The following is a 13,662-nucleotide window of genomic DNA, read 5'->3' on the forward strand; positions in this document are numbered from 1 at the left end:
TTACTCAAATTTCAATAGTAGGTAAGGAATCTCATAAAGAAGCTGTGGCTAATATGGGAGGATCAAATAAAGTTCAGTTATCAAAAGAAAACCCTTCGGTAGTCAAGCTTCAGCTAAATAAAGATGATGTTAAGAGTTTTTCAAAAGAAGGGAATGATCTCAAAGTTATTTTAAATAATGGAGAGATTATAACAATTGTTGGTTTTTTCGCATCGGATAATAGTTTAGTTTTAGAAGGTAGTAATGCCTTAATATGGGTAGATTTTGTTGCTAATGGCGATGCTATAAATGCAACATATTCAACTTTGAGTGATATTGAACCTTTACTTTACGATGATAATGGAATGTCTGCATTAGCGTGGATTGCAATTCCATTAGCTGCGGGAGGCATGATAGCTTGGGCAGCAAATGATTCAGATGATGATTCAGGTTCTGGTTCTAAAGGCGCTATAGGTGAAACGGGTGCCACTGGATCTACGGGTGAAGATGGAAAGTCAATTTTAGACCTGCTTATCGAAGCTGGAGAATTACCTGCAGATGCAACCATTACTGATTTAATTGAATATTTAAAAGGTGTGGATGGTGCGACAGGTGCATCAGGTGCAGATGGAAAATCAGCTTTAGAGTTATTGATTGATGCAGGTGAATTACCAACCGATGCGAATATTAATGATTTGATCAATTACCTAAAAGGGTTAGATGGTGCGATTGGTGCGACAGGTGCATCAGGTGCAGATGGGAAATCAGCCTTAGAGTTATTGATTGATGCAGGTGAATTACCAACCGATGCAACCCTTAATGACTTAATTGAATATTTAAAGGGTGCAGATGGTGCGACTGGCGCAACAGGTGCAGATGGCAAATCAGCACTAGAGTTGCTGATCGAAGCTGGAGAATTACCACCAGGTTCTGATACAAACGACTTGATTGATTACCTCAAAGGTGCAGATGGCGCGGCTGGCGCAACAGGTGCCACAGGTGCGGATGGTAAGTCAGCACTAGAGCTTTTGATTGATGCGGGTGAATTACCACCGGGTTCAGATACAAACGACTTGATTGACTACCTTAAAGGAGCAGATGGCGCGACTGGCGCAACAGGTGCCACAGGTGCGGATGGTAAGTCAGCACTAGAGCTTTTGATTGATGCGGGTGAATTACCACCGGGTTCAGATACAAACGACTTGATTGACTACCTTAAAGGCGCAGATGGCGCGACTGGCGCAACAGGTGCCACAGGTGCGGATGGTAAGTCAGCACTAGAGTTGCTGATCGAAGCTGGAGAATTACCACCGGGTTCAGATACGAATGACTTGATTGATTACCTCAAAGGCGCAGATGGAGCGACTGGCGCAACAGGTGCCACAGGTGCGGATGGTAAGTCAGCACTAGAGTTGCTGATCGAAGCTGGAGAATTACCACCGGGTTCAGATACGAATAACTTGATTGATTACCTCAAAGGTGCAGATGGTGCGACTGGCGCAACAGGTGCCACAGGTGCAGATGGCAAATCAGCACTAGAGTTGCTGATCGAAGCTGGAGAATTACCACCGGGTTCAGATACAAACGACTTGATTGACTACCTTAAAGGAGCAGATGGCGCGGCTGGCGCAACAGGTGCCACAGGTGCGGATGGTAAGTCAGCACTAGAGTTGCTGATCGAAGCTGGAGAATTACCACCGGGTTCAGATACGAATGATCTGATTGATTACCTTAAAGGCGCAGATGGCGCGGCTGGCGCAACAGGTGCCACAGGTGCGGATGGTAAGTCAGCACTAGAGTTGCTGATCGAAGCTGGAGAATTACCACCGGGTTCAGATACGAACGATCTGATTGACTACCTTAAAGGAGCAGATGGTGCGACTGGCGCCACAGGTGCGGATGGTAAATCAGTATTAGAATTATTGATTGATGCTGGTGAATTACCAGTAGGTTCTACAGTTTCAGACTTGGCTGAATATTTGAAAGGTGAGGCTGGCGCTACTGGATCTACGGGTGCTACAGGCGAAACAGGTGCAACGGGATCTACGGGTGCTACGGGCGAAACAGGTGCAACGGGATCTACAGGTGAAACTGGTGCTACAGGCGAAACTGGTGCAACGGGTGCTACGGGCGAAACTGGTGCAACGGGCGAAACAGGTGCCACAGGCGAAACTGGTGCTACAGGCGAAACTGGTGCAACGGGATCTATAGGCGCTACAGGCGAAACTGGTGCAACGGGCGAAACAGGTGCCACAGGCGAAACTGGCGCTACAGGCGAAACTGGTGCAACGGGCGAAACAGGCGCTACAGGTGGAACTGGTGCCACAGGCGAAACTGGTGCAACGGGATCTATAGGCGCTACAGGCGAAACTGGTGCAACGGGCGAAACAGGTGCCACAGGCGAAAATGGTGCTACGGGTGAAACAGGCGCTACAGGATCTACTGGTGCTACGGGTGCCACAGGCGAAACTGGTGCTACAGGCGAAACTGGTGCTACGGGATCTACAGGTGCTACGGGCGAAACAGGTGCTACAGGCGAAACAGGTGCAACGGGTGAAACTGGTGCCACAGGCGAAACTGGTGCAACGGGCGAAACTGGTGCAACGGGTGAAACAGGTGCAACGGGATCTACAGGCGCTACAGGTGAAACTGGTGCCACAGGTGCTACGGGCGAAACAGGTGCCACAGGCGAAACTGGTGCAACGGGTGAAACGGGTGAAACAGGTGCCACAGGCGAAACTGGCGCAACTGGTGCAACGGGATCTACAGGTGAAACAGGTGCCACAGGCGAAACGGGTGCTACAGGTGAAACTGGTGCCACAGGCGAAACGGGTGCTACAGGCGAAACTGGTGCCACAGGCGAAACTGGTGCAACGGGCGAAACAGGTGCTACAGGTGAAACAGGTGCTACAGGTGAAACTGGTGCAACGGGTGAAACAGGGCTTGTAGGTGCAGATGGTGCAACGGGTGCCACAGGCGAAACGGGTGCTACGGGTGCCACAGGCGAAACAGGCGCTACAGGCGAAACTGGTGCTACAGGTGTAAGTGGATCAGCTGATTTGATTACAGGTATTACTTTAAATGCCGATGCAAATGCAAATGGAAAACTCAGTCAGCGCGAGCTTCTAGATGGGCCAAATACAATAACGATTGGATTGGGTGCAGATGCCAAGGCAACAGATGTCATTATAGTAAATGGCACTCCGTATGTGCTTACTCAACAAGATATTGATGCAGGAGAAATAGAAGTTTCTGTATCTGTATTGGACGGGTTAAATTTCATACGTGTTGATGCCTCAAATAGCGATGGTCAGACAGATGTAGACTTTAAATTCTTTGAAGTCACTGATGGGAACTATATTGGTAATGTGAATGTCATAAGTGATACGAATGGAAATAACATTATTGATAACACTGAGCTAGGTGTAGGTAGTACGATCGATGTTCGTGTGCAGATTGGTGACGATGTCCGCGTAGGAGATGTTATCTCTTTGGGTGGCGTAGAACATACAGTAACGCAAGCTGACATAGATCAAAAATACGTAGAACTTTTAGATGTACCTGTAACACAAGGACAAACTGAGACGCTAGATGTCGATATTAAATCTAATACAGGGACTGAGTTAGATGATGCATCTAAAGATATACAGATTGATGGTGCACCGCGTGACATCGTAAGTTCGATTGACTTCCCTAATGATGTAAATATCGTAGGTGGCGATGGCATACTGACTCCAACAGAGATGGATGGTAAAAACTATACCCCTGTAAAAATTACATTAGGTGCAGATGCTCAGGTCGGAGATATCATTGTTGTCAATGGTGACAAATATATTCTTAATCCATCAGAGGTGAGCAGCCATACCTTAATAGTTAACGTATCAGTACGAGAAGGTCAAAATCCGATTGATGTTTCAGCAACGGATCAATGGGGTAATGTAGATCGAGTAACTGATTCAATCATTGTCGATTTATTACCACCTGTTGGAGGGGCTGTCAGTATTCTTACACCTATTGCTGGTGATGATGTTATTGATGCCAGCGAAGTTGGGGGTAATATTACGGTTACAGGGTCTGTAACGTTGCCTGCTGATACAGTCTCAGCAACAGTTGTGATAACGGTAAATGGTCAGACATATCCTGCAATTCTAACCGGAAACACATGGACAGCATCTATTCCAGGTAGTCAGTTTGCTGGCGGTGCTGGTAATGTTCATGCTGAAGCGACTTTTACTGACAGTGTTGGTAATACATCATTACCAACGGTGGCTGATGCTGCATATACCTTAGATATTCCAGCAGTACTGAGTGATTCCGTACTTGCAGGAGTTGGTGTAAATCCACCAGTTACAGGTAGTACTGTTAAAACAGGTACAAGCCTAGCTATGGACAGTACCTCAGCGCCCGTCACGGCAGTTGATGGAGTCGGTAACCCAATTGTACTCACTGTGGGTGGCGTTGCTGTGGTTTGGAATGGGGCAGGAACAGCAGCAAGTCCTTTTGTTGCAACGGTAGCAGGTCTTGCTGAGCCAGTGTTGAGTATCACGATCAATAATAATGGCGACTATACGATTGTTCAAAACCATAGTTTGGATCATGCATTGGCTGGTGCAGACAAAATCACAATTACTGTACCTGTTCTCGATGGTGGTGTTGCGCATGATGTATTGATACTAGACGTTGTAGATGGTGTACCTACAGCAGCGACAGATAGCACAGCTAACTTAACACAGCAAATCATACAAGGCGCAGATACGCTCGATATCAGCGTACCGCAAACCTACCGTGGCTCTGCCGTTGAAACTTTTGGTGGCGATTCAGAAGGCGCACATGTCAGTAAAGTGACTATCGAAGGAATAGAGTTTACTTATGATGGTACGACAGTGACAGCGCCTAATGACTTTGCTAATTCAGGTGTTGTTGCCTCACATACTGTAGTGGATGGTTCAGATACGTCTTTAGTGGTTACCACTGCTCGTGGTGAAACCATTACGGTGAATTTAGACACTGGAAACTATACAGTCGAGGTTACAGGCCAAGGTCTTGCAGTCAATGAAGCGCCTGAGGCCACAATCAATTCTAGTGGCGGATTGTTAGGCGTCGTTGATGCAAATGTATTGGGTGTTGTTGATTTATCGAAATCTCAAATGTTTAGTGTTAGTGATACTAATGAAAATCTAAAAACTGTTGAGATATCAATTACAACTGAATTAGGATCAGCCGTAATAAGTCAAGCAGTTGCTGGTATTCCTATTATTGGTGGAATTCTTGCAGGTCTATTGAATACATTAGGTATAACCGCAGTTTTAAACTATGCAGGAAGTGTCCTAGGTTCGTTAACTTCTGCTTTAGGTCTTAGTCAATATTCTTTGGATTACTCAACCACACTAGCGACAGAACTAGGTTTAACTGTAACGAAGAGTTCTGCAAATGCAACATTTATCCCAAATCCTAATGGTAGTGGGTATATTTACGGACAAACCCTTACAATTACTACTAGTGACCCCGAAGCCGCTGCTCAAAAGTTTAATGAGTTATTAGGATCTGTTAACGTTGCTACAAGCGCTTTGGGCGGGTTAGCACAAGCTGGAGTTGCCCCAACATTTACAGTCAAAGCGACTGATAGTAATAACGCCACAGATAGCTCAACGCACAGTGATTTAATTAGTGCGGATGTATTAGGTGGATTACTCGGTTCAAACAACGAATCTAACGAAGCTATTATTACTGGTACAGTAGGTGCAAACGTAATAGATCAAAGTGGAGCAGCTAACTCTGTACGCATTTATGGTCTAGACGGCAACGATATCATCACAGGCAGTAACTTTGCTGACATCATCCGTGGTGGAGCTGGTGACGACACAATCGATAGTGGTGCTGGAAATGACATTATCATTGGTGGAAAAGGCAATGACACGATGACAGGCTACTTAGGTCGTGTGGTCTTCAAGTGGGAAGCGGGCGACCAAGGAACTGTTTCATCAGCAGCAAGAGACACAATTCTTGATTTTGATACTCGCTCTGTAGCACAAGGTGGTGATGCAATTGATCTATCTGGTTTGTTGTCTGGTGCGAGTCGTGTTGGCACTAACTCAATTAATATAGGACAGTACTTATACTTTGTTGAAATTGGGGGGAACACAGAAATACATATCAGTTCAACAGGTGGTATTACAGATATTACAGCCTCTGATACGGTAAATGCAGTTGATCAAGTGATCGTACTTGAATTTGTGTCAGATCTGCTAGACCAATTTAATAGTCAAGAAGAACTCATCAATTTCTTACTTAAATCTGGAAAATTGATCATTGGCGAACAAGTGCTAGATCAGACGACTTATGACAGTATTAAAGCTGATGATCATCTGAATATCGACATTGAAGTCAAAGATGGAGATGGTGATACAGATACACATAACGTGGATTTAACAGTTGGTAGTTTAGAAGACGCCAATCAATATCAGCCAGACTTTGATCCAAATAATGTTGCACCAGAAATTAGTTTAGAAGTGAATACGCTTCTTGGCTTGATTGGTGTAGATGCACTTGGCTTACTAGATCTTAGTCGCCAGTCTTATTCAGTCATCGACCAAAACAACAATTTGCAACGCGTTGAATTGGTTTATCAACCTGTAGTTAATGTTGGCTTAACACGTGCTTACTTTGCCGTCAGTACAGAGTTGGCTACTGAGCTAGGTTTGAAATTTACCTCAGTGACAGATGGTGGTTTACTCAATCTACTCGGCTATAGCAATACACTCATCATTACGGCACTAGATGGTGGAACGATTAGCAATTTGGCTATCAATGAGCTTTTAGCAGCAGTTGAAATGCGTGCGGAAGATGGCACATTGCTTACAGGTAATTTGTTAACTACAAATGTACTGAACTCAGTTTCAATGACAGCCATTGATAGTCAAGGTGCATCATCAACGAAGAGTGGTGGTAGCTTAATCGATGTGAACTTACTCGATAGTTTTAGCAATGGTGATACGTTCATATTTGAAGGCTCCAATGTCACTGACAACCTAGACCATTCTGCGGCAACAGAAGGTGTACGTTTATATGGCTATGCTGGTAATGACACATTAACAGGTGGCGCTGGCAATGATCTGTTACGTGGTGGAGATGGAAATGACACACTCATTGGTGGCGCGGGGAATGACTTGTTGATTGGAGGGTCAGGCAATGACACGCTTACTGGTGGTACGGGTAATGACACAGCGCTATATGAACTTCTAGATAATTTAGATGCTAGAGGTGGTAATGGCACTGACACTTGGACTGATTTTACGGTTGGCGCGGGGGCAGATAAAATTGATGTTTCTGCATTGCTCGATGGACATCAGACTGCGACTAATATAGGTAACTATATTTCTGTGACAACTGATGTAAATGGACATGCAGTGATTGCAATTGACCGAGATGGTAGTGGAACGAACTTTACTGTCAAATCAGACTTGTTGGTGCTAGAAAACATTACAGCCAGTAGTTTAGGTGCTACAGCAGAGGATCAACTTCAGACCTTATTAAATAATAATCAGATCATCTTCTAAACAGAAGGAAAGGAATAAAAAAGGATGCTTTGTGGGTTTAAACACAAAGCATCTCTTCTCTATGTATTTGATGAATTGGATATAAGTAATAAATGAAAAAGCATATTCGCCTAAATATGATTGTTAAAAATGAGGCGCATGTCATCTTAAGATGTTTGGCGTCAGTTAAACCTTGGATAGATTCATGGTGCATTGTAGATACCGGTTCGAGTGATGGTACTCAGGACATTATTCAAGACTATTTAAAAGACATTCCTGGGCAGTTATATGAACGGCCTTGGAAAAATTTTGGGTACAACCGTACAGAGGCACTACAGCTTGCAGTCTCAAAAGATCTGCCTACTGCGGATTATCTCTTATTCATTGATGCGGATGAACAGTTGCAAGCTGCTGAAGATTTTGTTTTACCTGCACTTACGGCGAAAGCCTATTATTTTCCAGTGATTTATGGCGCTTTGCGTTATCGACGTAATGCCATGATTTCTACAACTCTAGAGTGGAGTTGGAAAGGGGTCATACATGAATATCTTCACTCACAGCAATTACATCGTTGGCAAACACTTGAAGGCTTGAACATATTTGTTCAGCATGATGGTGCTCGAGCAAAAAATAAAAATACATATCTCAATGATATTGCTTTGCTGGAACAAGGACTCATAGATGAGCCAGATAATTTGCGCTATGTTTTTTATTTGGCACAAAGTTACCGTGATGCTGGCATGTTTGAAAAAGCACGCGAGTATTTTTTAAAGCGTGCTGTAGCAGTTGGTTGGGAGGAGGAGCGCTGGATGGCCCAATTTCGGGCGGCGCAAATGGCTGAACGTCTAGGGCTAGATGAAGTCATCATTCATCGTGAATATTTAAAATCATGGATTTCAAATCAGTCACGCGCTGAACCACTCTATGCTCTAGCACGTTACTATCGGCTAAAAAAAGACTTTGACTTAGCTTGCTATTTTGCTATGCAAGCTATCGATATTCCTAGCCCCAAAGACGGGTTATTTGTGGATGCAAGTATCTATGAGTGGCGAGCATTAGATGAGTTGGCTGTTTCAGCAACCTATTGTAAAATATATAAAAAGCAAGGCCAAGAAGCCATGCAAAAATTGCTAACAGAAAAAAAGTACCCGAAGACACAGCAAGTGCGCATGTTGGCAAATGAGAAATTTTATAAATGAAAAAAAAGGAAATGATTCGCTCTGAATCAAAATCTGAATCCATCTTTTTAATGAACAAATGGTCTATTGCCGAAAAAAGAACGCATTTTATTTGTATGCTTAAGAGTTCTGGTTTTTGGCACTCCTCTTTATATTTAAGTTTAGTTCTATTGTTTCCCGTGACATTTGCAAGTGCCAATACAGAACAACCATCTTCTGTTAAAAGTAAAATCAATCAAATATGGCAGCCTAAACCTGACGATCAAGCCAATACGATTAAAATTGATGATTTTAATCGTTTATTCACCAATACATCGTCAGTCCAAGAGTTACCAAAAATAAGCGCCGCAGTGACGACTGACATGCCTAGTCATAGTGTAAGGTCTGTCGCTGTAACAAAAAGAAGCCAACTGGATTTTTTAGATGCGATTCGGCAGGCATTGCAACGTCGTCCCGAAATTACTCAAGGCATTGCGGAAATTGCTCAGCAGCAAGCAAACATTGATACCGTCAAATCACAGTATTTTCCTCAAATTTCAGGAGGATTTAATACTGGCGACTTTACGACAGGAGAGCGTGGCCGACAAGTTTTTAGTATTTCTGCGACACAAATGCTTTATGACTTCGGCAAAATAAAAAGTGCTGTGACTGTCGAACAAGCAAAGTTGATGCAAGACCAAGCACAGTTATTACTTGAAATTGATGATATTTCATACCAAGTAGCCAATGCAATTGTGAACATCAAACGTTATGAAGAGCTCGTAAAAATTGCTGATCAACAAATTAGTGGTATTGGTCGTATCGCCGAAATTGCGCGGTTACGTGCACAAGCTGGTATTAGTAGCCAAGCAGATCCGATTCAAGCGCAGTCAAATTTAGAAGCAGCGCAATCGACCAAGGTGGTTCAGGAAGCCCAATTACATCAGTATCAACAAAAACTCAGAACTTTATTGGGATACGACGTTTCAAATGTAAATATAAATATGCCCAGTTTTTTAGTTGAAAAAGCAGGGTTATACGATGAAATTGATTTTAATAACGTTTCAAAAATGATGGCCGCACAAACTGCAGTTCAGATTGCGAAATTTCAGAAGCAACAAACTAAATTAAATGTCTATCCAACGTTAAATATTAAAGGCAGCCTGAGTCAGGCGGTAAATGGGCGCAATCCAAATAATAACGAAGATGATGGTTTTTATAATTCAATCATGCTTGAAGCTTCAAGCACCTTTTTTCAAGGTGGAGCGATTAGTGCGAGAAACCGTGCTGCTAGTTATGCAGAGGAAGCAGCTAAAGCACAAGTCAGTACTGTTTATTTAGATGTATTGGATCAAACTCGTTTGATTCAGACAGAAGTGGAAAGTAAGCAAAAGCAAATGGTGGTTCTTGCTCAACGACGTGAAACCACAAAACGAACCAAAGAACTCTATCAAGAACAATATAAATTAGGCACACGAACTGTTGTTGACTTGCTCAATGCTGAACAAGCAATACATGGTGCAGCTCAGGAAATTGAAGCTGCTCGCTATGATATTTATACAGCACTGATTCGATATATTGAAATTACTGGCCGTAGTAGAGCTGTTTATCAATTAAATAATACGCCTATTCAGGGACTTGAGGTGGTGTCATGAGCAGTTCATTAAATTACCAACCATGGCTAAAAGCAGTGCTTCGTATTGCAAAGCACTATCGTATTGAAACATCAGAAGAACAACTGCGTTTGCAACTCAACTGGAATCAAAGTGATTCTATCGCGGAGACTTTGACACTCATAACCCGTCAACTGGGGATGAGTTTACGTCAAGTACCATTCAGTCAGGATTTGCTCAATCCATGGTTATTACCTGTTGTTGTCGAGTTATCGGATGGACAAGTTGCTGTAATTGAAAAAGCAGATTCAGAAGGCAATATCAGCATCCAATTTAGTGCTGACGCTGGGCTTACACAAACCTATACCATTACGAAACTACAAGAACATATTCGCTTTGTTTATATCATTCGACCTGAAAAATCGGTGAGTGATGTCCGGGTTGATGAATACATCAAGCCTTATGAAGCCAGTTGGTTTTGGGGCATTGTATTACAAGACTGGAAACGTTATATCGACATTATGTTTGCCTCTTTAATGGCGAATATCCTTGCATTAGCAACCGTCGTCTTTTCTATGAATGTCTATGACCGTGTCATTCCAGCACAGTCAATCCCAACGTTGTGGGTGCTGGCAGGTGGAGTATTAATTGCGGCAATTTTTGAGTTTTCGATACGCGTTGCACGGGTTTTTTTATCTGACATTATTGGTAAAAGAGCAGATTTAAAGATATCGGATCGGGTCTTTGGTCATGCTTTACGCATTAAAAATAAAGAACGCTCAAAATCAACAGGTACATTTATTTCTCAAATTAGAGAATTAGATGGGGTTCGTGAACTGGTCACTTCAACCACCATTTCAGCAATTGCTGACTTACCTTTTTTCTTAATGTTCTTAGTAATCTTTTGGCTTATTGGCGGCAATCTGTTTTGGGTCATGCTTGTGGTTGTTCCTTTGATGATTTTGCCGGGGCTGCTGATTCAAAAGCCTTTAGCAAAATTGGCTAAAGAAGGTATGCGTGAAGGTGCGATTCGTAATGCCATGCTCGTTGAAGTGGTACAGGGTATTGAAGACATTAAACTGCTTAGAGCTGAGTCTCGCTTTCAAAATCAATGGAACCGAATGAATGAAATTTCTGCGGATATTTCTATGCGTCAGAGAAAGTTGGTGGGTGTGTTGAATGCATGGACACAGAAGATTCAAGGGTTGACCTTTGCTGTTGTGGTGTTAGTGGGGTGTTTTGCGGTCATGAAAGGTGAAATGACAACGGGGGCATTGGTGGCATGTTCGATGCTGTCTTCTCGCATGCTTGGACCTATAGCCCAAATTGCAGGGGTACTTGGGCGCTTACAACAGGCAAAAGTTGCAAAAACAGGTCTAGATGAACTGATGAAACGTGCTGTTGATCAACCTGAGCGGGCACATTTAATTCATCGACCTGTGATCAATGGTGATTATGACTTAACAGACGTTAGTTTTAAATACAGTGATGGAGATGAAAAGCCCAACTTACACATTGCTAAATTGGTCATAAGAGCTGGCGAAAAAATTGCGATTCTTGGACGAAATGGCGCAGGTAAATCGACCTTATTGCAGTTGTTATCGGGGATGCAAGAACCCACACAAGGCAAAATTAAACTCGATGGACTGGAATTAAGACTGATTGATCCCGCAGATGTAAGGCGAGATATGGGATTGCTCAATCAAAATGCACATCTCTTTTTTGGCACAGTTCGAGAGAATTTGACGCTTGGAGCACCTCTGGCCAGTGATCAAGAAATTTTAAATGTCCTAAAAATTACAGGTGCACTCGATTTTATTCAAGCTAAAAAGGAAGGGCTCGATTTTCAAATTTTAGAAGGTGGTACAGGGTTTTCAGGTGGACAACGTCAGGCTTTGTTAATGGCGCGCTTATTGATTTGTCAGCCGAATATTTTACTGCTTGATGAACCAACGTCATTTTTAGATGAAGTCACAGAAAAACAATTAATTGATCATTTAAAGCACTGGTTAAGACCTAAAACTATGATTATTGCGACACATCGTCGTGCGGTCTTAGAGCTTGTCGATCGGATTATTGTGGTGAATGATGGAAAGATCGTCATGGATGGACCACGAGATCAGATTCTAAATCAATCAAAACAACAAAAAACTGCTGAGGTGTTGAAGTCATGAGTCAAACGGAGTCTAGTAAAAAAAGTGTTTCTGCTCTCAACTTTCAACCGCCTTTACCGAGTGTTAGCAAGTTCATATGGGTGATTTGTATTGGATTACTTGTGCTGTTGGCTTGGGCATGGTTTTTTGAATTAGAAGAAGTCTCTACAGGCTCAGGTAAAGTCATTCCATCATCTAAAGAACAATCGATTCAATCCTTAGAAGGCGGGATTTTAACTAAACTGTATGTCAGTGAAGGGGAAATTGTAAAGCAAGGACAAGTTCTAGCACAGCTAGATCCAACGCGTTTTGCTTCAAATGTAGGTGAGTCAGAATCACTCTTAATTGCGTCAAAAGCGACTGCTGCACGACTTCGTGCGGAGGTCAACGCTACTCCCTTGGTATTTCCAGAAGATGTGCTAAAAATTCCGAAGCTAGTTAGTGAAGAAACTGCACTATATCAATCTCGCCGTTCGAACTTAAATGATTCGATATCTGGCTTAAGTCAAGCTTTGGTTTTGGTGGAACAGGAGCTTGCGATGACAGAGCCCCTTGTCGCAAAAGGGGCAGCCAGTGAAGTAGAGGTGCTTCGTTTGAAACGAGAGGCCAATGACCTTCGAAATCAGATGAACGATATTCGCAATCAATATTATGTGAAAGCACGGGAAGAATTGGCCAAAGCCAATATTGATATTGAAACTCAAGCACAGGTGATTAAAGGCAAAACGGATACCTTACAGCGCACTGTTTTTAAGTCACCTGTACGGGGCATTGTCAAAGAAATTGATGTCATGACCATTGGTGGTGTCATTCCACAAAATGGAAAGTTGATGACCATCGTTCCTTTAGATGAACAGCTTTTAATTGAGGCCCGCATTTCGCCACGCGATATTGCTTTTATTCGACCTGACCAAGAGGCTTTGGTGAAAGTGACGGCCTATGATTATTCAATTTATGGCGGTTTGCATGGAAAAGTGACGGTCATTTCACCAGATACAATACGTGATGAGGTCAAACAAGATCAGTTCTATTACCGTGCTTATATCCGTACAGACTCTGACAAACTCATCAATAAGCAAGGTAAACAATTTAACATTACACCGGGTATGGTGGCAGTCGTGGATATTAAAACGGGGCATAAGACGGTGTTGGACTATTTAATAAAACCGTTTAACAAAGCCAAAGAAGCACTGCGTGAACGTTAATATCCGCCCATTGGTTTGAA

At 43.0% G+C, this 13,662-nt stretch carries 5 protein-coding genes; all 5 read left to right on the top strand.

Annotation, left to right across the window (positions count from 1 at the left end; translation table 11 throughout):
* Nucleotides 1-344 precede the first annotated feature (344 nt).
* The gene (locus JZ787_RS15560; protein WP_346312782.1) at nucleotides 345-7,535 is read left to right on the top strand and encodes a type I secretion C-terminal target domain-containing protein; all 7,191 of its coding nucleotides are present in this window, start codon (nucleotides 345-347) and stop codon (nucleotides 7,533-7,535) included.
* 92 nt (nucleotides 7,536-7,627) lie between these two features.
* A complete protein-coding gene (locus JZ787_RS15565; RefSeq protein ID WP_218287581.1) occupies nucleotides 7,628-8,713 on the top strand; it encodes a glycosyltransferase in 1,086 nt (361 codons plus the stop codon).
* On the top strand, nucleotides 8,710-10,326 hold the full coding sequence (locus JZ787_RS15570; RefSeq protein ID WP_346312783.1) for a TolC family protein: 1,617 nt from the start codon (nucleotides 8,710-8,712) through the stop codon (nucleotides 10,324-10,326). The genes JZ787_RS15565 and JZ787_RS15570 overlap by 4 nt, the downstream gene beginning before the upstream one ends.
* On the top strand, nucleotides 10,323-12,458 hold the full coding sequence (locus tag JZ787_RS15575; protein WP_346312784.1) for a type I secretion system permease/ATPase: 2,136 nt from the start codon (nucleotides 10,323-10,325) through the stop codon (nucleotides 12,456-12,458). Before JZ787_RS15570 ends, JZ787_RS15575 begins: the two co-directional genes overlap by 4 nt.
* Nucleotides 12,455-13,642 (top strand): HlyD family efflux transporter periplasmic adaptor subunit, encoded by a 1,188-nt coding sequence (locus tag JZ787_RS15580; protein ID WP_234966095.1) that lies wholly within the window; start codon nucleotides 12,455-12,457, stop codon nucleotides 13,640-13,642. Before JZ787_RS15575 ends, JZ787_RS15580 begins: the two co-directional genes overlap by 4 nt.
* Nucleotides 13,643-13,662 lie beyond the last annotated feature (20 nt).

The sequence above is a fragment of the Acinetobacter sp. BWR-L5 genome (genome assembly GCF_039655985.1).
In the GTDB taxonomy this organism is placed as follows: Bacteria; Pseudomonadota; Gammaproteobacteria; order Pseudomonadales; family Moraxellaceae; genus Acinetobacter; species Acinetobacter johnsonii.

What these genes read in the sequence shown, in the direction of transcription:
- JZ787_RS15560 (WP_346312782.1), top strand. Translation starts at nt 345, where the DNA reads ATGTCTGCATTAGCGTGGATTGCAATTCCATTAGCTGCGGGAGGCATG.
- JZ787_RS15565 (WP_218287581.1), top strand. Translation starts at nt 7,628, where the DNA reads ATGAAAAAGCATATTCGCCTAAATATGATTGTTAAAAATGAGGCGCAT.
- JZ787_RS15575 (WP_346312784.1), top strand. Translation starts at nt 10,323, where the DNA reads ATGAGCAGTTCATTAAATTACCAACCATGGCTAAAAGCAGTGCTTCGT.
- JZ787_RS15580 (WP_234966095.1), top strand. Translation starts at nt 12,455, where the DNA reads ATGAGTCAAACGGAGTCTAGTAAAAAAAGTGTTTCTGCTCTCAACTTT.
- JZ787_RS15570 (WP_346312783.1), top strand. Translation starts at nt 8,710, where the DNA reads ATGAAAAAAAAGGAAATGATTCGCTCTGAATCAAAATCTGAATCCATC.